This window comes from Flavobacterium sp. TR2 (assembly GCF_025252405.1).
Lineage (GTDB): Bacteria > Bacteroidota > Bacteroidia > Flavobacteriales > Flavobacteriaceae > Flavobacterium.
In genome coordinates this window covers 4,937,149-4,960,430 of sequence record NZ_CP104307.1, presented here as the reverse complement: position 1 = coordinate 4,960,430, position 23,282 = coordinate 4,937,149, and the positions used below count along the sequence as shown (strand labels likewise).

Annotated in this window: 18 protein-coding genes; 6 read left to right on the top strand and 12 right to left on the bottom strand. The window is 34.6% G+C overall.

Annotation, left to right across the window (positions count from 1 at the left end; all coding sequences use genetic code 11):
- The first annotated feature begins 27 nt into the window (after positions 1 to 27).
- Complete coding sequence (gene typA, locus N4T20_RS21100) at positions 28 to 1,824, top strand: translational GTPase TypA (RefSeq protein ID WP_260671032.1); 1,797 nt, start codon at positions 28 to 30, stop codon at positions 1,822 to 1,824.
- 182 nt (positions 1,825 to 2,006) lie between these two features.
- On the opposite strand, the gene N4T20_RS21095 is transcribed toward typA, so the two are convergent.
- The 3 genes from N4T20_RS21095 to N4T20_RS21085 are packed head-to-tail and all read right to left on the bottom strand — an operon-like array spanning position 2,007 to position 6,126.
- On the bottom strand, positions 2,007 to 4,361 hold the full coding sequence (locus tag N4T20_RS21095) for a T9SS type B sorting domain-containing protein (protein WP_260671031.1): 2,355 nt from the start codon (positions 4,359 to 4,361) through the stop codon (positions 2,007 to 2,009).
- Between the two features lie 13 nt (positions 4,362 to 4,374).
- Complete coding sequence (locus N4T20_RS21090; RefSeq protein ID WP_260671030.1) at positions 4,375 to 5,211, bottom strand: ABC transporter permease; 837 nt, start codon at positions 5,209 to 5,211, stop codon at positions 4,375 to 4,377.
- Between the two features lie 3 nt (positions 5,212 to 5,214).
- Complete coding sequence (locus N4T20_RS21085) at positions 5,215 to 6,126, bottom strand: ABC transporter ATP-binding protein (RefSeq protein WP_260671029.1); 912 nt, start codon at positions 6,124 to 6,126, stop codon at positions 5,215 to 5,217.
- Positions 6,127 to 6,232: 106 nt separating this feature from the next.
- Between N4T20_RS21085 and N4T20_RS21080 the strand changes: the two genes are divergently transcribed.
- Together N4T20_RS21080 and N4T20_RS21075 are read left to right on the top strand one after the other, a co-directional pair.
- Positions 6,233 to 7,285 (top strand): hypothetical protein, encoded by a 1,053-nt coding sequence (locus N4T20_RS21080; protein WP_260671028.1) that lies wholly within the window; start codon positions 6,233 to 6,235, stop codon positions 7,283 to 7,285.
- A gap of 77 nt (positions 7,286 to 7,362) precedes the next feature.
- Positions 7,363 to 8,220, top strand: a complete 858-nt coding sequence (locus N4T20_RS21075; protein ID WP_260671027.1) for an SdiA-regulated domain-containing protein — start codon at positions 7,363 to 7,365, stop codon at positions 8,218 to 8,220.
- Positions 8,221 to 8,318: 98 nt separating this feature from the next.
- Here N4T20_RS21075 and N4T20_RS21070 read toward each other — a convergent pair whose 3' ends face one another.
- Positions 8,319 to 12,050 carry a metallophosphoesterase gene (locus N4T20_RS21070; protein WP_260671026.1) on the bottom strand — a complete coding sequence of 1,244 codons (3,732 nt, stop codon included), beginning with the start codon at positions 12,048 to 12,050 and terminating at the stop codon, positions 8,319 to 8,321.
- 26 nt (positions 12,051 to 12,076) lie between these two features.
- Between N4T20_RS21070 and N4T20_RS21065 the strand changes: the two genes are divergently transcribed.
- Positions 12,077 to 13,255 (top strand): Pycsar system effector family protein, encoded by a 1,179-nt coding sequence (locus N4T20_RS21065; protein WP_260671025.1) that lies wholly within the window; start codon positions 12,077 to 12,079, stop codon positions 13,253 to 13,255.
- A gap of 288 nt (positions 13,256 to 13,543) precedes the next feature.
- On the opposite strand, the gene N4T20_RS21060 is transcribed toward N4T20_RS21065, so the two are convergent.
- Positions 13,544 to 15,913, bottom strand: coding sequence for a GAF domain-containing protein (locus N4T20_RS21060; protein ID WP_260671024.1), 2,370 nt, complete (start codon positions 15,911 to 15,913; stop codon positions 13,544 to 13,546).
- 227 nt (positions 15,914 to 16,140) lie between these two features.
- Here N4T20_RS21060 and N4T20_RS21055 point away from each other — a divergent pair, with 227 nt between their 5' ends.
- Positions 16,141 to 16,893 carry an SDR family oxidoreductase gene (locus N4T20_RS21055; protein ID WP_260671023.1) on the top strand — a complete coding sequence of 251 codons (753 nt, stop codon included), beginning with the start codon at positions 16,141 to 16,143 and terminating at the stop codon, positions 16,891 to 16,893.
- 70 nt (positions 16,894 to 16,963) lie between these two features.
- Positions 16,964 to 17,545, top strand: coding sequence for a TetR/AcrR family transcriptional regulator (locus N4T20_RS21050; RefSeq protein WP_260671022.1), 582 nt, complete (start codon positions 16,964 to 16,966; stop codon positions 17,543 to 17,545).
- An 87-nt stretch (positions 17,546 to 17,632) separates the two neighbouring features.
- Here the strand turns inward: N4T20_RS21050 and N4T20_RS21045 are convergent, their stop codons facing one another.
- The 7 genes from N4T20_RS21045 to N4T20_RS21015 form a co-directional block, all read right to left on the bottom strand.
- Complete coding sequence (locus tag N4T20_RS21045; RefSeq protein WP_260671021.1) at positions 17,633 to 18,691, bottom strand: nucleoid-associated protein; 1,059 nt, start codon at positions 18,689 to 18,691, stop codon at positions 17,633 to 17,635.
- 43 nt (positions 18,692 to 18,734) lie between these two features.
- Positions 18,735 to 19,094 carry a four helix bundle protein gene (locus N4T20_RS21040; protein ID WP_260671020.1) on the bottom strand — a complete coding sequence of 120 codons (360 nt, stop codon included), beginning with the start codon at positions 19,092 to 19,094 and terminating at the stop codon, positions 18,735 to 18,737.
- A gap of 115 nt (positions 19,095 to 19,209) precedes the next feature.
- Positions 19,210 to 19,752: a plasmid pRiA4b ORF-3 family protein gene (locus N4T20_RS21035; RefSeq protein ID WP_260671019.1), complete on the bottom strand. Its 543-nt coding sequence runs from the start codon at positions 19,750 to 19,752 to the stop codon at positions 19,210 to 19,212.
- Positions 19,753 to 19,957: 205 nt separating this feature from the next.
- A complete protein-coding gene (locus N4T20_RS21030; protein ID WP_260671018.1) occupies positions 19,958 to 20,557 on the bottom strand; it encodes an HPP family protein in 600 nt (199 codons plus the stop codon).
- 101 nt (positions 20,558 to 20,658) lie between these two features.
- Positions 20,659 to 21,939, bottom strand: a complete 1,281-nt coding sequence (locus tag N4T20_RS21025) for a chloride channel protein (RefSeq protein ID WP_260671017.1) — start codon at positions 21,937 to 21,939, stop codon at positions 20,659 to 20,661.
- 378 nt (positions 21,940 to 22,317) lie between these two features.
- Positions 22,318 to 22,707, bottom strand: coding sequence for a VOC family protein (locus N4T20_RS21020; RefSeq protein ID WP_260671016.1), 390 nt, complete (start codon positions 22,705 to 22,707; stop codon positions 22,318 to 22,320).
- Positions 22,707 to 23,282, bottom strand: coding sequence for a sugar O-acetyltransferase (locus tag N4T20_RS21015; protein WP_260671015.1), 576 nt, complete (start codon positions 23,280 to 23,282; stop codon positions 22,707 to 22,709). Before N4T20_RS21015 ends, N4T20_RS21020 begins: the two co-directional genes overlap by 1 nt.

The window sequence follows — 23,282 nt, the reverse complement described above, 5'->3', positions numbered from 1 at the left end:
TACCTTTGCGCCCATTAAAAATCACAGATGGAATCTATTAGAAACATTGCAATTATTGCCCACGTCGATCACGGTAAAACAACTTTGGTTGATAAAATTATGTATCACTGTCAGTTATTTCGTGAAAACGAAAACACAGGTGATTTAATCTTAGATAATAACGATTTAGAGCGCGAGAGAGGTATTACAATTACTTCTAAAAACGTATCAGTTCAATATAAAGGAACAAAAATCAATATTATTGACACTCCTGGCCACGCCGATTTTGGAGGTGAAGTAGAACGTGTATTGAACATGGCCGATGGTGTATGTTTGCTAGTTGATGCTTTTGAAGGTCCAATGCCTCAAACTCGTTTCGTTTTGCAAAAAGCGATCGATTTAGGATTAAAGCCTTGTGTGGTTATCAATAAAGTAGATAAAGAAAACTGTACTCCAGAAGAAGTTCATGAGAAGGTTTTCGATCTAATGTTCGAATTAGGAGCTACTGAAGAGCAGTTAGATTTTCCAGCAGTTTATGGTTCTGCTAAAAACAACTGGATGTCTGACGATTGGAAAGTGCAAACGCAAAACATTGAGCCTTTGCTAGATATGGTTATTGCGAATGTTCCAGCTCCAAAAGTTTCTGAAGGAACTCCACAAATGTTGATTACTTCTCTTGATTTCTCTTCATTTACAGGTCGTATCGCTATCGGACGTCTTGAAAGAGGTACTTTGAAAGAAGGAATGCCAATTTCTTTGGTAAAGAGAGATGGCAAAATCATCAAATCTAGAATTAAAGAATTGCATACTTTTGAAGGTTTAGGCCGTAGAAAAGTTGAAGAAGTTGTTGCTGGTGATATTTGTGCTGTTGTAGGTATTGAAGGTTTTGAAATTGGTGATACAATCGCTGACTTTGAAAACCCAGAAGCTTTACAAACTATTGCGATCGATGAGCCAACAATGAGTATGTTGTTTACAATTAACGATTCTCCTTTCTTTGGTAAAGAAGGTAAATTTGTTACTTCTCGTCATATTCGTGAAAGATTAACAAAAGAGCTTGAGAAAAACTTAGCAATGAAAGTTGGAGAAACTGATTCTGCTGATAAATTCATGGTTTTTGGTCGTGGTGTACTTCACTTGTCTGTTCTTATCGAAACAATGAGAAGAGAAGGATACGAACTTCAAATTGGTCAGCCACAAGTTATCATCAAAGAAATTGATGGCGTTAAATGTGAGCCAATTGAGGAATTAACTATCGACTTGCCAGAAAACCTTTCAGGTAGAGCGGTTGAGTTCGTAACTATCCGTAAAGGTGAAATGCTTTCTATGGAAGGTAAAGGTGAGCGTATGATTATTAAATTCAACATTCCATCTCGTGGAATTATTGGTTTGAGAAATCAATTGCTTACAGCTACTGCTGGTGAGGCTATTATGGCACACCGTTTCATTGGGTATGAGCCATACAAAGGAGAAATTCCTGGACGTAACAACGGTTCATTAATCTCTATGGAAAACGGAAAAGCAATTCCTTACTCTATCGATAAATTACAAGATCGTGGTAAATTCTTCGTTGATCCAAACGAGGATATCTATGAAGGTCAGGTAATTGGAGAAAACACTCGTAGCGACGATATGACTGTAAACGTTACTAAAACGAAAAAACTTTCTAACGTACGTTCTTCTGGAGCTGATGATAAAGCTAGAATTATTCCAGCTATCAAATTCTCTTTAGAAGAAGCTTTAGAGTACATTCAAAAAGATGAATATGTTGAAGTTACTCCAAAATCTTTACGTTTAAGAAAGATTTACTTAAGTGAAACTGATAGAAAAAGATACAAAATCTAATTCGATTTAAATTTCAAATAATAAAATCCCAAATTTCAATTATGGAGTTTGGGATTTTTTTTGTGTAATTTTTTCCGCCACGAATTCACGAATTAATTAAAAAAAAGATTCGTGAATTCGTGGCGGAAAATTACCCGAATCAGTTTGGAATTTGGAATTTTAAAACTTAGAATGTTAAAAAATTATCTTTTCAAACTAAAATGTCCTTTTACATTTTTTCCGTTAACAAAAAGAAGCGTAAACCAATAATCATCCGAAGGCATTTCTCTTCCATTGAAAATTCCGTTCCAACCCGAACCATTCTGATTCATTTGTTTTAACAATTTTCCGTAACGGTCAAAAATCGAAATGGTATAATCTGGCATTTGGTCAATATTTTTAATAGCCCATAAATCATTGAATCCGTCACCATTTGGAGTAAAGAAACGAGGATAATCTAAAACGTATACTTGAAACACATTAGACAAGCCGCAGCCGTTTTTGTCTCTTGCAATCGCATTGTAAACGCCTGGGCTTATTTGTGTGAAAGTTGGGTCATCTTGGAAAACGGTTCCATCAAGAGAAAACTCGTAGTTTCCTGCTCCAGTATATAGAATTTTTACAGAATTGTCTACTCCAGAAAAATCCTTCACATCTGCTCCCGTAATTGTCGCCGGTTCAGATAAAACTACTTTGAATTTTTTAGTTTTTGGACATCCATTTGCATCTGTGACAGTTACTGAGTAATCGCCAGGGGGGCTAACTTGAATTGAATTTGTTGTGCCTAAGTTATCAGACCAAGCATAGCTGCTAAAACCAGTGGCTACAGACAATGTTATTTCATCTCCTTTGCAAAGATATTGTGTTGCATCTTCAAAATTGGGCGGATCAAAAGTATGTACAATCAATTCGATTGGAGTGATGTCATAACAATTAGAACCATTTGCGGCACGAGCATAAATAGTCTGGCGGTTTGGCGTTGTATTTTTGAAAATATTCGCCAGCTGATTTGTTTCGGTAATTGCATCAGAAGCTGTTGAAAAATAATTGATTACCAAGCCAGAAGGTAAACCAACCATAATTTGAGGCGTTACTTCTGCTGCCAAATCAAATTGATATAAACCGTCTTGTGTTGTGTCTCCATCGCAAGTCTCTACTGGAGATTGGTTTGGGATGACCGCATTAGAAATAGTCAATGTAATTTGAGCTACTGCACTACATCCAAAAGAATTTTCAATCCTAGCAAAAACGATCTGATTTGGAGCTTTATTAGTATATCGCTGTGGATTTAAAATCGGATTTGTTTTAACTTGCGCATCTGCCAACGTTTCGTAATATCCTTGATTGGTAATCTGTGGGTTGTTGTTCTTTACAATATTAGCCGTTTTTGTCAAATCAAAAATGGTAATGCCGTCTGTATCATCATCACATTGCAAGAGGGAAGTATTTGTTGACGGAATTTCTGGTGAAAATTCCACTGTAATTTCTCCAATTGACACACAGGTTGTACTGCCTAAAGTTGCTTCTGCTTTATAAGTTCCTGTTGCAGTAACAGTGTAAGAGGCAGATGTTGCACCAGGAATTTGAACATAATTATTGGAAGCGTCTTTTGTAAACCATTTAAAACTGTAATTGGCAGGATTCAAATTGGTGGTTAAAACGTAATTTTCGCCAAAACAGACAGGATTATTATTAGCTACAGTTCTGTCTTCTCCAAAATTTATTTTCGTTACAAAACTGCCAGCTTCAATAAAAACTGCCGAATTGTACTGTCTTGTTGCATCATCGGCAATAACCAATTTTAAATGGTACTTTTTATTAGGAACTACGTCTGTAGAAGCGTTCATTACTACAGTTTGGCCAGCATAATTAATAGGGCTGGAAGCTGTATTATAGTCGTCAAAATAGTTTTCATTTACGGCTGCACAGCCAATCATTGGTTCTCCGCCAGCACCATTCATGTTTTCAATTTTTGGATGGACTGTTGTTGCGGAAACTGCTATTGAGGTATTGGGTAAAACAGCAAGATTTTTATAGTTTTCACTGCTTCCGGCTTCTTTAATCAAAAAAGCAAATCCGTCTGAATAAATACAAGGGAAATTAAGTTGATATTCATTCGAAGCAAAAATATAATTGAAGCTGATTGAATTGGTCAATGCTATAAAGTCAAATTCTAAAACGGTTGCTTGCGTGCTGTTATTAATTCCTAAAGCTTGATTAAGATCTGAATCGCCACTCCAGCTTGGCACTTTTACACCTTTAGAATCTTGTTGGTCAAAGGGACCTTCGGCTCTTTTGCTGGGAGAAGTGCTTAAAACAATTCCGTGAGAAAATGGAAAGTTGGCGCCCGCTGTAAAAGAGCCGTAGCTTTGTTCATTTGGCGTTGGGTTTCCTTTTGCACTTACGCTTTGAGTCTCAATGCAAGAGCTATTTATTAAAACATTTTGAATTAAATCTTCTGGTGATACTGTGGCATTGACAGAAATAGCCTGTGCAGTAATTTTATTATAAAAACAGCACAAAAATAAAAATAGAAATAAAACTCTTGAAGGACTCATAGTAACAAATATACTACAAATCTCTATTTTTTAATAATTTGTAAGAAAAATAAATAAATAGAAAAGTCCATACTAAAACGATCAAAACAGCAGAATAATCAACGCTAAAATCGGTGTCGGTTTCGATTCCCATTTGTGTTCCAATATTTTTAACAACAGATAATCTCGGGCCTGGATTGACAATTAAATTAGACATTGATTCTAAAGGTAAAAATTGCGTAATTTTTTTATCTGCATCGCTATCTGGGAAAATTTTAAAGGCTAAAGTACCTCTTATAATAGCTTCAATTATATTCCAAACTAAAAGAAAACCCAATGCAAATGCAGAACGCTTTACTAAAATGCCTAGAAATAAACAGAAAGAAAAGAAACCTGTCAATTTTATAAAAAAGGCAAGAAGATAATCCAAATCGCTAAAGATAATGCCAAATTCTGTATAAGAAGAAAAGCATAATCCTAGAAATAAACTCATTATAAAAACAAAAAGAGTAGATCCAAATGCAAATAAAACTACAGTTAAGAATTTGGATAAAATAAATTCTTTTTTACTGAGGCCATCAATTAAGTTTTGTTTTAAAGTTCCGTAGCTATATTCGTTTGCCATCATCGAAACGATTACAATGGCTAAAAAGAATTTAAGCCAAGCGGCTACATAAGTATTGAAATGCCAGATAAACGGGAAATTAAAAATTCCCATTTCTGCCAAATGAAATTTGAAAGGGCCAATATCAAATTTTATAGCAGCGATTAAGGCTATAAAAGAAAGTAGTATAAAGTAAGTTAAGGTTAATATGCGGCTGGCTTTGTTCATCCAGATTTTTTGCAATTCTATAGAAAGAAGTCTTTTCATGGTTTAGTTTTTTTGAGCAATGGCATTTTTGGTTAATTCTAAAAATTGAGCTTCCAGACTGTTTTTACGTTTTACTAAATGGCTTAATACGATGTTTTTAGAAAATAAAAACTGGTTTAATTCTGAAGCTGATAATTCAGATTTTAGGTAAACCAGAACTTTTCCGTCTTCTTCTGCAATTCTCTCAACTGCAGGATGATCCTGTAAAGCCGTTTTTAAAACTAAGTTATCATTTGACTGCACTTCGAAGAAGCCTTCATTTGAAGACATTCCGTCAACAGAACCAGAGTATAAAACTTCACCTTTTCTCAGAACAATTACTTGGGAGCAGACTTTTTCCACTTCGTCCAATAAATGGGAAGCAAGCAAGATAGTAGTTCCCTGAGATGCAATTTTTTTTATAATATCGCGAATCTGATGAATTCCCTGCGGATCTAAGCCGTTAGTAGGTTCATCTAAAATTAAAATTTCAGGGTCGTTTAAAAGCGCCGATGCAATTGCCAGACGCTGTTTCATTCCTAAAGAAAAAGTGCTGAATTTGCTGTCTTTTCTTTCGCTCAGACCAACCAATTCTAGTTTTTCATTGACCTTAGAATAATTTATATTTTTGATTTTGCAAACCAATTTTAAGTTTTGCTCGGCCGTCATGTACGGGTAGAAATTGGGTCTTTCTATAATGGCGCCCACTTTTTTTAATGCGTCATGTGTTTCAACATTCCCGTCAAACCAGCGATAATTGCCAGACGATTTATTGACAACATTCAAAACAATTCCCAATGTAGTCGATTTTCCGCTGCCGTTTGGCCCTAGAATGCCATAAACACGACCTTTTTGTATTTGAAAAGATACATTTTTCAAAGCCTGGATTCGGCCGTATCTTTTGCTTAAATTCTCAATGGTTAATATGGTTTCCAAATTTTTCTGGTTTTAGTTTTTAGTATGACGAGCCAAGTTGATTTTTGTTACTTTAAATTCTAACTTTAAATCGTATTGATGTAAATTTGTAATAAAGATATTCAAAATGAGCGAGCCTTTAATGGTTTTAAAAAAACCGTCTTACCCTTTAACACAGCCCCTATTAAGTTATTTAGAGCGATACGAGCGTATTTCTAAAGTTTCTGTGTTTTATGATGACTTGCTTCGTTTTTCGGGCTCTATAAACGTTTACGATAAAAATGATACCGATACGCTTTGGATTCGGGTATATTACGGCGAATTTGAGCGCAATGAAATTGATTTAAATCTAAAAAAAATATATTCGCTATTGCATTCTGATGGAAATAGCGAAATCATTCAATACTTGAATGTCGACGCAATTGATTATTGTACTTTTGGAAATTCGAAACCTTTTAGAATTAAAGTTCGAAATATTCTCAACGATAACTATGTTCATTTTTACATCAAAAAAGCAGATGCCTCCCGTATTTACGGACTGGAATTGGAAGATATTCTGTCGCCAGATAAAATTAACTTTCTGGTTTACAAAGATACTTTGATCGAAGAGCATATTATCGGAATTCCAGGAGATGTTTTTATGGATACGCTGCTTGATAAATGCAGCGAAATGGAAAAAGCACAGATTGCCAAAGAGTTTGTGAAATTTAACGAGCGCTGTATGATTCGGCTTTTGGGTGACATGAGGGCATATAATTATGTAATTGTTCCGATTCACGATTTTGATCAGGTAGTTTATAAAATTCGCCCGATCGACTTTGACCAGCAATGTTACGAAGGAAATTTTAAGGTATATCGTCCGCAGTTTTTCAAGGAAAATTTTCCAATGATTCAATTAATCAAAGAAAAATTAGAAGAGCGTTCGATCATTCAGTATAAAGATGAGGAGAGAGCGATTCTGGCAAAACGTATCCATTCAGCCGAAACTAGAATTAAAAAATTACTGAATATAATGTGTCACGATACCATTTCGACGCACGAGCATTTACTGCAATTAAAAATGGAGTTGTATCGTTATACAAACGATATGAAATTCAAAAACGCAAAATCAATGGGGCACATCATGCACGCCGCATTTGAATTTATTACCCGTAATTTTAAAAACACTAACTTAGTTTAAATCATTTCACCATATAAGTTATATAAGTTCATTTCAGCCAATCTTTTTATAACTTATATGGTTTAAAAAATAGTTTTATGAAAAAATCATTTTTAGTAGCCGTTTCTATTGTTTTATTAGCTTGTCAGAAACAATCTGGTTCTGATTTAAAAGAACTTTATTCGCTTCCTAAAAAATTAAAGGAAGTTTCCGGAATCACTTATTTTCCTGAAACAAAAATTCTTTACACGCTAGAAGACAGTGGAAATAAAAATGCGATTTATGCAATTGATTCTAAAGGAAAATTAGCTAAGACCATTACGATCTCGAATGCTACAAATATCGATTGGGAAGATATTACAAAGGATAAGGCTGGAAATGTTTACATTGGCGATTTTGGAAATAATGATAACGAAAGAAGAGATTTATGCATTTATAAAGTGGCAAAAAATCAGTTGAATAATGATTTGGCTAAGGCTGAATATAAAGTTTCATTTTCGTATCCGGAGCAAAAAGAGTTTCCGCCAAAGAAAAAAGAAATGTTTTTCGACGTTGAAGGTTTCTTCGAACAAGGCGGCTATTTTTATCTTTTTACGAAAAACAGAAGCAAAGGTTTTGACGGAACAGCTTTTATCTACAAAATTAAAAATGCTGCAGGAACTCAAAAAGCGGTTAAAATTGGAGAATTTAAAACGTGCAGCAATTATAATCACTGTGTCTTAACGAGTGCCACAATAAGTCCCGACGGAAAAAAAGTAGCTTTGTTGAGTCATGATAAAGTGCTTTTGTTTAAAGGATTTAAAGGAGATTTGTTTCATAGCGGTACACAAACAGAATTAAATCTGAACCACTTTTCACAAAAAGAAGCAATCGTTTTTAAAGATAACAATACTTTATTGATTGCTGACGAAAAAACAAATAAGATAGGAGGGAAGGTTTATGAGTTTAGTCTCTAATTTAGTCTCAAAGTTGCAAAGGAACAAAGGATCAAAGATTTTTTAAGATAGAACTAAAAACCTTTGAACCTTTGTCGCTATGTGCCCTTTGTACCTAACTAAAAGCTATATGCCGCTCCAAAAATCAATCTTCCAACTTCATCAGGAGATTTGAAATAAGAGATTCTTGCTGTAATAACGTTTATCGCATTCAGCCAGAGTCCTCCGCCGTAATCTTGATGCCATTTTTTAGAATTTTCGCCATCAAGCCAAACCCTTCCGTAGTCAAAACCTCCTAAAATTCCATAAGTAAAAGGAACAATCGTTTTACGGATTTTCCCGATGCTTAAACGCAGATCAGAGCTTTGAGAGAAGTATGAACTTCCTAGGAAACGTTCGTTTCTGAAACCGCGCAAATCGGTATCGCCACCTAGAGAAGCACCTTGATAAAACTCATAATTATTGTTGAAAATAGCTTTTCCTTTCACGTAAGTGGCCAATATCAATTTTCCGTTGTGATCAATTTTATGGGTAAATCCTAAGAAACTCTCCAATGTTGGGAAATTTTTCTTTGTATTATCCAAATTGGTTGTCCAAGTCGCTGCAAGCATAAACGCCATTCCTAAAGTAGGTTTGGCAGCAAAATCTGAATTTTTAAATACATACTTAACTTTTAAGCTTCCAAAATTCTGACTGTCAAATACCTCAGGATTTACAATTCCAGGAATGTTTATGTATCTATTTTCGGTATCTTCAACCGTCATTCGCTGGAAAATTGGCTGAATGCTAAATTCGCTTCCGTATCGTCCTACGTGTCGAATGGCGCCCGAAGCATTAAATTTTCTAATACGCACACGATTATAATCCATTCCTAAATCGTCATCATATTTTGACTCATTTCCATATCCAAAATAGTTCATGGCAAAATTTGGAGTCGTATATAATGATTCCACGTCAATAACCCATTTGCCTAATAACCCTGGAAAATGCGCCGCATAATTAAACTCTAAACCGCCTGTAGCAAAATAGTAGAAAGCATTAAAAATATGTCTTTGCGTGTATGGATTTTGTTTAAAATTATTGACAGTATAATTTACATTAACCCCCATTTTCACACCATCATCTGGATTGTATCCAATGTTTGGCAGACCTGAAACCACATTGTATTTTGGTTTTTCGTAATTATAGGCATTAACATCATAATCATCTGTTAGCTGCGTTTGCGTTTTCGAATCTAGGTTGTACGTGTTCTCTTTTGATTTGAAATCGTAAACAATAACCTTTCTTCCGTTTTCAATGTTATAAGTATCGTTGTTCTGGCCTCCAATCAAACGAATTTTAATGCTGGATTTTTCGTTTCCTTTTACTTCAAAAACATCATTGTCGTCTAAACCGTAAATCCAAAGATTTTTGGTTTTATCATCGGTTACGTTTTTGGTGTAAAGCAATTCGTCTCCTTCCTTTTTGATTCTGAAAACCTGAATTTCAATTCCTTTCTTTACATTATGATTCAAAACAAACTTGTCTTTTTTGTCTGTTCCTGCGATCATAATTGTTCTGCTTAAGACATCAGAATACTCGCGAGCATATTTCTGAAGATCTTTTTTTCTGCTTTTTAGTTTTGCCTTGATTTCGTCAATCGTTTCGTCTTGGACTTCTTTTGGCAAGTTTTTGAAAGCTTCGTCAATATCTGCATCAGTCAAATTTTCCTGAATATATTTGGCCTGCTCCACCCAATCTTTTTCTTGGGCTGTTTTTAAAAATGCCAAATCCATTGGGTAAGGCTCTCTTCCAAGCCATTTCACATTTATTCTGTCACCTTTAAAAGATCGCATATGACGAAGGGGAGGCATATTCATTAAAAGCGAAAGTAAAGCGCCATCATATTTTACAAACGCTTGATCACGGTCACGCGGAATCGGTTTGTAAATCACTTTGCCATCTTCTTTATATTCAGCCCAACGCCATTGATCGCTATGTCTGTCCCAATCTCCTAAAAGTATGTCAAACAAACGCGCTTTTATATATTCTTTTTCATCGACCACATATTTTTCGTCCTTATGAAGATTCAGCATCATATCATCAGTTCCGATAATGTTGTTTGGTTTTCCAAAATTTTTCCCATCAAGATGATTGTCAGCAGGCCTTTCTTCAACCATATACAATTGATCTCCAAAACTCGCGTTAAATTCGCCTAAACCATTTTGTTTTGGAATGTAGTATAAAATAGGGTTGGTGTGTCTAAGACCAATTTGATCGGACATACTGCCAATGGCGAAAGAAGAATAAGGATGAGAAGTAGTGTAGAAATCAAATAAGAAATCCTCGGCGTATGTCTTTTCGAATTCATTTACTACATATTGGTCTTTAAAAGCAACTGACTGCAAAAATACAGTCGCGCTTTTCTTCATGGCGCGCATTACATATTCACGGCCTTGAGGATCAGACATTCTCAAAGAAACAGATTGATGTCCTCCGCCTTCGCGAATGGGTTTCAGACCGCCTTTTAGAGTGTCAACCGTAGCAGTTGTCGCCTCAATAGGCATACTGTAATATTTTCTGTAATGTTGGCCGAATAAAAATCTGTGAAAAGCACTTTTTTGAGTCATTTTTGGAGAATAAATCGAAGTGGTCACTTTTGCTGGAAAGGTATTCGGAATATCTGCAGCCCAGTTGATTTCTTTTGCTTTTATGATTTCTCGTTCAAAAAGCAGTTTTTCTTTACCGTTTTCATTTCCATAAAAACAAACTTTTGCATCACCGCTGTTAAACATGGTTAAAGTTGCATAACCATTTCCGCCATATGAAAAATCGTATGGGCTGATAGCTCTAGCAGCTTCAGATTTTGATCCTGCGCCGCTGATAATCTGCTGGATGTTTTCTTTGCTGATGTATTGCAGGTTGTGGTCGTGTCCAGAAACTACAATGACATTTTTCTGTTTTTGCAAAAGCGTTTTAATTCTCTTAGCATAAATCGTGTATTGTTTGTTCTGAATATCCTGCGGACTTACACCAGATGTTTTTCGCAATAAATTAATGAATGAGCCAATTATTGGCAAAGGAATCTTTTGTTCTAAAGGAAACAATTGCTTTTCTAACGAAAATTGTCCGCCATGTGTTCCGTTGCTCAATAATGGATGATGAATTGCCAAAACAACCGTTTTTTCTTGGTTTTTGTTCAAAAGCCCCTCCAATTCTTCAAAAAAAGCTTCTCTGGTTTTAATTTCGCAATTGTCGTTTATAGTGGGATGATCGTTCCAGTCTTCCAGAAACCATTCACTGTCAATAGCTATCAAAGTAGTGGTGCTGTCGATTTTAACGTTTTCGATAGGGCAGCTTTTTCTTGGAAGAAATGCTTTTTTATCATTTAAATATTTAGTTACAAAATCGGCTTGACGCTCTAGACCTTTGATGCCGCTGTACCAATCATGATTTCCGGGAATTACAATAGTTTTTCCTTTAAAACCTTTTGTCAATTTTAACTGATTGGTTAGTTTGGTCTCGGCCAAAGCCTTATCTTCAGGGTGTTTGTCGTTAGGAAAGCCTTTTGGATAAATATTATCGCCCAAGAACAGAAGTGTCGATTTTTTGCTTGCTTTCTTAAGTTTTTGATGTAAAAGTTCTAACGTCTGCTGTGCTTGCTCTTCGTCGGCATTTCCAGCATCACCAACCAAGAAAAAAGTATGTGCAATTTTTATAGTATCGGTAGCGTTTTCTGTTTCGTTAGCACTAACATTTTTTCCATATTGGGGCTTGCGTGTTGCACAGGAATAAACAATGAATAGTGCCATTATTGCTAATGCGTATTTTTTAATCTTAGCAATAAAATGATTATCCAAAAACAATTTCATAATTTAGTGGTATAAAAATATTCTTTATGAATCTAATAGAACAATCCGAAGATTTCGTCAGTAATTTACTCAAAGATAAACTTTCTAATTTATATTCTTACCATAATTTTAACCATACTTTCACAGTAGTTAATGCTGTAAAAGAGCTGTGCAAAAAAGAAGATGTAGAAGGTGATGACAAAGAGGCACTTTTGATTGCAGCATGGTTTCATGATACAGGATATGTTGAAGGATATGAAAACCATGAAAAGACAAGCACTAAAATTGCTGCTGATTTTTTGCGTGAAAAAGGAAAATCGGAAGAATTTATAGCGCTGGTTTCCAGTTTGATTTTGGCTACAGTTAAAGAATATGAGCCAAGAACTCACTTAGAAAAAATTATACGTGACGCTGACTACGCCCATTTGATGGGAGCCGAATATGCTACAACTTGCGAACTGCTTCGTCTGGAATTAAAAAATGCAGGAATAGTAAGTTTTTCTAATGCCGAATGGACAAGAGAGAATCTAAACTTCTTGCTGAACAAACATAGATTTTATACCGATTATGCTTTAAGAAAATGGCAACCCTTAAAAGAAAAAAATCTATTGATGATTCAGAAAAAAATCAATAAGCAGGAAGTGAAAGCCGCCGCAGCGCTCGAAGAAGAAAATAAAAAGAAAGAAAAGGTAGAAAAACCAGACCGCGGAATTGATACTTTGTTTCGTGTTACACTAGGGAATCACACCCGTTTAAGCGGTATTGCAGATAGTAAAGCCAATATTTTACTGTCTGTAAATGCAATTATTATTTCGATTGCACTATCGTCTATTATTCCAAAATTGGATAGTCCGAAGAATGCTCATTTGGTTGTTCCAACGTTTATTATGCTGATGTCGAGCGTAATCACAATTATTTTTGCCATTCTTTCTACACGTCCAAAAGTAACTTCTGGATTTTTTACTCGAGACGATGTTGAGGCTAAAAAAGTGAATTTGATGTTTTTTGGAAATTTCTACAAAATGCCGCTTGAAGATTATGACTGGGCAATGAATGAAATGATGAAAGACCGTGATTATCTGTACTCAACCATGATCAAAGATTTGTATTATTTAGGATTGGTTTTACAGCGAAAGTATAATCTGCTCCGAATCGCCTACAATTTTTTCATGTTCGGAATTATCATAACGGTGATCGCGTTTGTGATTGCGTTTAAATCTATTTAAAATTAGACGCTGATTTTACGGGTTCGCTATCGCGAAAACGCGGATGAACACAGATTTTTTGATTTAAATTAAAAACCGTTTTATTCGTGTCTATAGAACTTTGACAAAGTTTTTTATACAGAAAAATTTTTAAACACATAGAAACATAGATTTTATTTTGTAAAAAAAGAATAAAGAAAGAAACTAGTTTCTCACACATAGCTATGTGAATTGATGCAAGTGAAACGCCTTTTTTAAGTTTCAAAATCTATGTTTCTATGTGTTTAAAAAATAAAAAAAGCTCAACTATTAGTTGAGCTCATCAAGTAAATCCTGATAGGTTATTTTTTTGACTCCTGGGTTAGAATTATTGTTGATTACTTTTACTCGTATGGCTCTTAAACCAGAAACTCCCTGAAGATCTTCAACTTCAAATTGTTCAATAGAAGGTTCCAGAATTTTCTTGTGCTGCAGATATTTAATGTATTTTAAATATTCTGCTTCCTCGCTGTTTTGAGAATATACAATTGTAATTTTTTCTTTTTCAGTAATTCTTTCAGTTGTTCCTTTAATATGCGATTTGTCAATTCGTTTTTTAACCACTTCATATCTCGCGTTGTAAGTTCCATCCACATCAAAACGTTTTTCGTCCATTCTGAAACGTATAGAAAGCGCAGAACTGAAAACTAGAATTAATGAGGTAACATCCAATTCGTATGGCAGAGATGCTTTAAGTTCATGATGCTCGAGTTCCATTTCGCACAACGTCTGCAATTGCCATAGACGAAGGTTATGCAGATACATAATGTCGAAAGGTTTTGTTGGCGATATCGAAGCTCCAATGTATAAATTGTGCTCAACACCATCCGTTTTAAAACGTTCGTAGTAATGCGGATAAATCTGCTGGGCTTCAACTTGTTTCCTGTCTAAAACGGTTGCCAGTCTTTTATTGATAATCGACATAGCATTGTCAAACTTCTTTCTTTCCTGATAAAACATTCCTGTTTTTTCGTCCAGATTATCAAAATATACTTTTTCTAGCTTTTCAGTTGTAGAATTGCTTTTCGTATTTTTAAGTATTGGATGAATTTCTTCTTCAATATAACGCTGAATATGCTGTTCTGTATCGGCTTTTAAAGGGAAATCAAGCTCGTTTCGTAGCGATTCCAGTTCAAATTTTCGTTGTTCCAGAAGCACCAGATTAGAGTTTGCCTCCTCGTTTTCGAAAATCTCCAAAAGAGCCGAAAGCTGGTTTTTTAAATCAATTTTTACCGTTTCGTTTCGATGCTCTGATGAACTTTTGATGTCAATCTGACCATACAGCGGATATACATTCTTAAAAACAATTTCTTTAAAAATATAGTCTTTAGTATGATTCATATTTTGAAAGTAATTCTGCGATTCCCTTTTAAATTTCCAATACACACTCGGGTGAATCGTTGTGTATTCTCGTTGGATAATTGCCTCGATCTGATGCTGCATATCTGTATTGTAGCGATCGATAGTATCCGTCAAATATGGCAGAACCAAATCTAGTTTTGTTGCATTTACGCTGTTTAAATCTCTTGGATTTTCTGAAACCAATTCAACAACACCCAACAAATGCCCGCTTTTAATAACTGGAGCAAAAATGCAGCTTTGAATATTCTGCGACAGTAAATGTTCGCCAAGTCTCTTGTTTGTCGACTCTTCAGTAAATTTGCTGACATTTGAAATAACAAAAGGTTCTCTGTTGTCTAATAAATTTTCGAAAGAACATCCAAAAAAAGCATTTTTGCAATCCACTTCCTGGTCCGCAGAAAGTAAAAAGCTTTTCATCTGATTTTCGTACTTCGCAGGTCTGATAAATTTCTCTTCCTCAGGATTATAAATGATAAACCCGACTTTTAAATTCGGAAGATTAAAAATAGACTGAAAAATGTTAGAGACTTCTTCATCAGTTGTAACTGTTTTTGGGCCAGGCTTCAAAAGATTGCTTTTCAAAATTGAAATTGCGCTTTCAGTAGTGGCATCAAATAAAGAAACAATTCCGAAACCTCTCAGAACCCAGCTTCCTTTCGGGAATTTAGATTTCCATAAATTAATATCACTGTAATTATCGATTAATTGATCGATATCTTCCTGAGTTAAATGAACAGCATTTTCAGTAGGAGTAATTTCCATGAAATCGGCATTATACAAAATTCGATAATGTTTTTCGATGCCATTTTCATCCGGAATATCGTAGAAAAAAGGCTGATTGAAATCGATGTGCTGCTTGTAATAACTGCTCAAAATTAAACAGCAGTTATTGATATAGAATTGATGCTCGCTAAAATCACGAATCTCCATATAAAACTCATCTCCTGCATTTTTTAAGATTTTCTTGAAACGCTCTGTATAATTAAAGGAGATATTTTGAAATGGAATGGTTACCGCTTTTATTTCGTTGTGCGTCAATGCAGTTGGGAATAAATCGGCTAAAATATTTTTGATTAAGGCTTCGTTGTCTTTTATAACCGAATAATCCTGAATACCAGTCCTAAGTTCTGGAATTAATTCGATTTGTTTTAAAATCGCTTTGGCGTAATCTGATCTGTAATCAACGTCTGACAAAGCAATTTCTTCAAAAGATTCAATAAGCTTATGAAATGAAATTATAGTGGTAAAAGGACTTTCTTTAAAAAATTGAATATCCATCTGAGTTATTTTTTAATGCAAAATTAAGCATAAATTAAGAATGTCCGACATTTTATAATTTCTTTCGCTTATAGTTAAATAGCTGATTGCCTTTGAAATAAAGACATTGCGAAGGGTAATTATTGTTTTAACAAGAAATTAACATCAATAATAACGGAACAATCATTCCGTTATTATATCTTTGTACTGTAATAATTGAATAATCAATAACTTAAATAATAATAAAAATGAAAAATTTAGAAAACAAAGTAGCAATCGTGACAGGAGGCAATAGCGGAATTGGATACGCAGCTGCAGCAGATTTAGCAGCAAAAGGTGCAAAAGTAATTGTAACAGGAAGAAACAAAGCAGCTTTAGCGAAAGCAGAAACTGAATTAAACGTTACAGGAATTGTGGCCGATCAATCCGATTTAAAATCAATCGACAATTTGGTTGAAGAAGTAAAAGCAAAATTTGGAAAAGTTGACATTCTGTTTTTGAATGCTGGAATAGCGGCTTTTGCTCCTTTAGATTCTGCTTCAGAAGATCATTACGATACCATCATGAATGTGAATGTGAAAGGAGTTTATTTTACAGTTCAAAAAGTGCTTCCAATTTTGAATGATGGCGGGTCTATAATTTTTAATACTTCTGTAAATGCTCATGTAGGAATGCCAAATTCAAGTGTTTATGCTGCAAGTAAAGCTGCTGTTTTATCGCTAAATAAAGTTTTTTCTGTAGAACTGGCATCTAGAAAAATTAGAGTAAATGCAGTTTCTCCTGGCCCAATTGAAACACCATTGTATGGAAAAGTTGGTTTAGAAAAAGAAGCAGTAGAAGGTTTAGGATCTGCTTTGGGTGAGAAAATTTTATTGAAACGTTTTGGGCAAGCTGCTGAAGTAGCAAAAACAGTTAGTTTCTTAGCCTCAGACGATGCTTCATTCATTACAGGATCAGAGATTGTTGTTGACGGTGGTCTTATTGTAAACACTGTGTTATAATTTTTTTGACTAATTAAGGAACGATTGTTCCGTATTTTCATATCTTTGCATTGAATTTAATTTGAATGTTATGGCTAGAACGAAAGAGTTTAATGAAGAACAGGCTTTGGATAAGGCAATAGAAATTTTTTGGCACAAAGGCTATAATGGCACTTCTGCTCAAGATTTGGTAAATCATTTAGGATTGAGCCGTTCAAGTCTGTACGATACTTTTGGCGATAAGCAAAAACTATTTGTAAAATCATTAAAGCGCTACCAAAAACAAAATTTAGATGGTCTTAAAACGCTTTTTGAAAATGCTGAAAACATCAAAACAGCCTTAACTGATATTTTTAAGCAAGCTGTTATAGAAAGTCTTCAAGACCGCATAACAAAGGGCTGTTTTATGGTAAATTCGGCGGTAGAATTGGCGATGCACGATCCTGAAATTGCAAAAATTGTTCATGATAACCAGAAAGTGGTAGAAGAGATTTTTTATAATGCTGTAAAAAAAGGGCAGGCGTCAGGCCAAATTTCAGATAAACAAGAGGCTAGGTCCTTAGCGCGTTTTATCTTCAATAACTATTCAGGAATACGGGTTCTAGCACGAACAGGAGAGAAAGACAAGCAAGTTTACGACGATATTTTGAAATCGATTTTTGCTTTGTTTTAGAAAATTTGTTTCTAATAAAAAACGGCAGTTACAAATGTAGCTGCCGTTTTTTGTATTAATAAGTAAGTAATAGAAAATGAAAACTTCTTAGTTTTTTTCTTCTTTGTTGAAGTAAACTAAGTAGTAATACATTTGTTTTTCTTCATCCCAGCCTTTTTCAACGAATTTTTCTGCACTTTCAGGATTAATGAAATCCATTTTAATCTGGATGTGAGTATCCAGATTAATTACGTTTTTAATCGATTTTCTGGCGTCAGAAACTGCTGCGTTGGCAATAGGGAATGAGGTTACATCTTCGATGCTGTATTTTTCTCCTTTATCAACTTTATAGTTTTTAAATTCAGGGATCAAATCAGGATTGTCTAGTACTTCATTCAAGAAATTCTGCTCTTCAAACTGATCATTTTTAGCGAAATAATTCACAGATCGGTTCATAAACATTACTTCCTCTTTCTTGTCTTCTGCTGGCAAAACCACGTCTTTTGCGAAGTTTTGACAGAATTTTAAATATTTTTTAGTGATGAAGTTTTCATCTTCAAAAGCGTCAACAGACAAAAAGTGCTCTAACCAGTAGCGCGCGTCGTAACGGTTGCTATCTACGGTCAGGATTTTATAACCTTCTTCTTTTTTATAATTGAAAATCAAACATCCTTTATCTAATTTACTCAAGTTGATGCCTTGCTGTAAAATCATTTCAAGATTGCTTCCGTTTTCTTCAAACTGTAAAAAGTCTGCTTGAAGCTCACTTTTAAAGATTCCGATTGCATCAACTACGTTATTATCGATGCTTAAGTTTGTCAAATACGTTACATAAACCTCTCCATTTTTAATGTGCGGATGATTTGACTGCTCAAACAAATGTTTTGTAATGTTTTTAGAAACTTCATGCACATTTGATGGATTAGCAAAAATCTCAGTTGCATATTTAAACATATCGTTGTAGTCCAAGTCCACTTCGTGTGCAAACTGATAATAGTTTTCTTCTTTTTCTCTAAAAGGCTTGAAAAAGAACTCTTTAATCAAAGGAACAATTTCATCATTTAAATTAAATGGCTGCTCTGATAAAAAAATCGCTTCGTTTCTGCTTTTGTTCCCTACGCGGTGTATTGACAGCGTCTCGATGTGGGTGTTGAATAAATTTATCATTTATTTTTAGGTTTAGAGGTGCAGAGGTTCAAAGGGACAAAGGTTATTTTCTGTCTTTTATTCTTCGAATAAAAGAACTTAACATTTGTTCTAATTCTCTGCTTTCTCCATTTATTTTACTGAATTGGTACTCGGTTATATATTTTAGATTGAATGAAATTTCTAGCTGAGTCTGCATTTCGAATAGAGATGAAATGGAAATATTTAAAAATCTCAAATAATCACTATTTCCATCTCTACCATATCCTTCCGCAATATTGCTAGGTATTGATATTGAATATCTTCTGATTTGTGAAGATAGTCCATAAATTTCTTCTTTTGGAAATGAATTTGTTAATTGGTAAATTTTAGTTACCAGATTCATAGATTTTTGCCAGATTAAAAGGTCGCGAAAAGTTTTCATTTTATATTTTAAGAATTAAAACATAAAAATAAAGAAAAATATTACATTTTAAAATCGCAAGATTTTAAAAAAGACCTCTGAACCTTTGTACCTATGCCTCTTTGAACCTTAAGAACTAATTCCAATTTTCCTCAAATCCATAATCTTCGAAGCTATCATCTCCTTCGAACATATCAAGATCGTCTTCGTCTAGGTCGTCTTCAAATTCTCCGTAGATATCGTCGTGCATATCATCAGCTTCAAAGTTTTTTTCATGAGCTTCGTCTGGCATTTCACCGTGAGAAAATAAAGTTTCTGGGTATGTTGCTCCAACGGTTTCATCTTCGATAGCGGCCAATTCTACTAAGAACGTCCACATACTAATGAAATCATAAACGTAGATAATCTTTGTATTTTCTTTGTCTAAAATACTAGATAACGGATAATCGTTCATGGTTCTCATTTCGCCAGGAACATCTCCTGTATCAAAAAGCGGAATTTCATCTTCTTGATTCCATGTATCATCGCAAGTATAAAATGAAGCCACTTCTGATCCGTCAAAGCCAAAAGCGTTGAAGATTGCATTGTGCAAATCCTCAAGAGTATCTTCCTCAAGAATTGCAATGTCTCTAAAAATATCTTCTTCGGCGTCTAGAATAACTCTAAATTTATAAACCATAATCTTTGTTTTTATTGAGAGGTCAAAGGTAAAATATAAAAAACGAAATTCGAATCTCGAATTGCGATTTGTTGAAAAGATTTTTAGTAAATTGATTTTCAATTAGTTTGTCTGACTGAGCGAAGTCGAAGCCTTTTTCCAATAGGAAAGTCCTTCTCCCGAAGTTTCGGGATCGTTTAGGGTGACAAACGAGGCTTAAAAACTTTTACTTTCTTGCCAGCCTTTTTCTAATTTTATGATAATGTTTGTGATAAGTGCTATGGCTCGGGTAACTTCTGCTTGAAGTGATATTATTAAAAAACAAGGCTGTTATAAATAGGATTAAAACGCCAATTAGAACTGGAGAAATCACATACATATATCCTAAAGCTTTTATTTGGGGCGAACCTGTAACCGCAATTAAGGCTGTCGCACCTCCTGGCGGATGCAATGTTTTTGTAATCTGCATGAAAATAATCGAAAGCGAAACAGCAAGAGGAGCAGTAATCCAGATAATGTCTGGCACTAATTTATTTACAGTGACACCAATAAATGCAGAGATAAGATGGCCTCCAATTAAATTTCGTGGCTGTGAAAACGGACTTTGTATAATTCCGTAAATCAAAACACTCGAAGCGCCAAAAGAGCCAATTAAATAAACTACATCGCTCCCTGTAAATTGTGAAGCTTCTAGATAAGCTAAAATTCCAATTCCGACAAAAGAGCCTAAAAAGGACCAAAAATGTTCTTTATAATCAATTAAAGTTTCTTTGTAAAGAATGTAGCGAGTTTTGCGATAGCTTCTTTTTATTTTGTCAGTGGGCATAGTATTGTGGTATTATTTTGCTCGTTATGTTTTTTAATATACTTTGCTGTATATTTTTAGCCTTTAATTGCTTTGTAAATCTGTAGCGGGTTAGTTTGAGATTATTTAATTAGGCTTGGAGAATAACTGTAAACCGTATATGGATAAATTGTTTTTGCAGTATATTTTGAAATTAAACAAACTGCAAGAATTGGAAAGAATAAGGTATAATCGTTTGTTAAACCGCAAACCAAGAAAATTGCCGTAAAAGGGGCATGAATGCTTGCACTCAACACGGCAGCCATTCCTATAATCATAAAGTTAATCGGAATTACATTTACATGAAAAAAACTGTTTAAGATTGAAGCCAGCAGCAAACCTAAAAATGCTCCGATGAATAAGCTGGGTGCAAAAACACCACCGTCGCCGCCAGAAGCCAATGTGATTGAAGTGACAACTGGTTTTAGAATTAAAATGCCTATAAAAGTCAATGCTAAAGTTATGGTCAGTTGAGTTTGATGCGCATTTCCGAAGATTCCTTTAATAGCATGGTAACCTTCTCCGTATAATTGTGGAAAAAAGAATAGGGAAAGGCTTAAAACAGCAGATCCTATGATGATTTTGTAATAATGGGTGTCGATTTTGCCAAATTGCGATTTGAAAAATAAAACACAGCGTGTTAAGTAAACTGAATTCATTCCGGCCAAAATCCCTAAAAGAATGAAGTACGGAATCGCTTTTAAATTCCATGTTGTAATTGAAACTGCAAACAACGGTTCCTCTTTTAAAATGGTCAGCAAACCAAAAGCGATGGAAACGGCAATTAAATTTGAAATCACAAATGCTCGCGTTACTTTTCTTGAAATTACTTCAAAAGCAAATAGAACTCCTGCAATCGGACTGCTGAAAAGTGCCGTTACTCCCGCCGCAACACCCGCGCATATTAATTCGGTTTTGTATTGACGGAAAACATTTTCTTTCTCATGAGCAACCGAGCCAATCGTTGCTGTGGCTACAACTGTAGAGACTTCAATTCCTGTGGAACCTCCAAAAATAACAGTTAATAAGCCGTTTATGAAGTGAGATGGAATTTTATAGGACGGAAGATTTTTGGTTTTTGAGGCTGTACTTTCAAAAACTTCTTTCATACCTTTATTTTCTTTTTTCTTGAAAATATAATGTCTTAAGAAATAAATTACCGATAAACCGAAAGCAGGAAATAGGATGTAAAAAAGGGGATGAACTGATACTTCGTGAAAAAAGATTTCTTCGTAATATTCAGTTATTTTTTTGAGTGAAATTCCGAGAAAGGCAGAAAGAAAGCCAATTAAGATAGAAACAATAACTAATTTTCGGAGTTTGATTAATTGATGATTTTTTTTGATTTGCGCCGTTTTGTTCATCAGAAGGAAATTTGAAGTCGCATTTTTTTTATGCGGGTCACAAAATTAAGCATCAAATTCGGTTTATTCTAGGAAATAATCATTTTAGTGTGTTAAAACGAATGTAAATAAGAAAAATCTTTCATTCATTTTGCTTGACAAAGTGTTGAGAAATTGCTCGCAAAGTCGTCGAGTAGCAAAGATATTTTTAATAGCCCCTAGCTTCAGCTAGGGGAGTAAGTTTTAAATAATAAAAGGCTTTAGCCAAATAATATTTGTTTGGCTAAAGCCCTCTTTGAGCCTATAATTATTCATCCAGCTAAAGCTGGACGCTATTCAATCTTTAAATATTAAAAAGATAAAAAACATTGTGTCTTAGCGCCTTAGCGGCAAAAAAGCCTAACGCTCATAAAACTCAATAGGCAGTAAATCAGGATCAGCAATGAAAGTAAAACGCTTTTCGGTTGTTTCATCAATTCTGATCGGTTCAGATTCTATGTTTTTTGAATTTAAAAACGCAATCGTTTCTTCCAGATTAATAACTTCAAAAGCCAAATGACGCAAACCAACCGCTTCTGGTCTTGAGGGTCTTTGCGGCGGATTTGGAAATGAAAATAATTCGACAACGTAAGTGCCATTTAAAGCCAAATCTAATTTATACGATTGACGTTCTTCACGGTAGATTTCACGAATAATAGTTAAACCTAAAATCTGAGTATAGAAATATTTCGATTTTTCGTAATCGGAACATAAAATGGCAATATGGTGAACTTTATTAAGGGTAAGCATTATTTTTTAGATTCAGGTTCTTGATTTAATTTTCGAATAACTTTTGCAGGGTTTCCAACGGCTAGTGAATTCTCAGGAATATCTTTTGTAACGACTGATCCTGCTCCAATAACACAGCCTTTTCCAATTGTTACGCCAGGACAGATAACCGAATTTCCTCCAATCCAGCAATCGTCGCCAATGGTAACCGGATATGCATTTTCGAGTGTTTTTCGTAGTTCAGCGTCAAGCGGATGCGATGCCGTATAAATTTGAACATTTGGCGCAATAAAAACATTTGACCCGATATTTACAGGGGCGCAATCCAAAACCACGCAATTTACATTAAAATAAACGTTTTCTCCGGCAAAGATATTATAGCCATAATCGCAGTGAAAAGGAGGTTCGATATAAAAGCCAGCTCCAGCATTTGGAATTAGTTCTTTCAGGATTTCTTTTGCTTTTTTGGTAACTCGATATTCTTTTACATTTAAGGTATGCAAAAGATTCTTGGCTGTTCGGCGCCCTTTTACCAATTCGGGATCAAAGGCATTATAATATTCGCCAGAAATCATTTTTTCTTTTTCGGTTTTCAT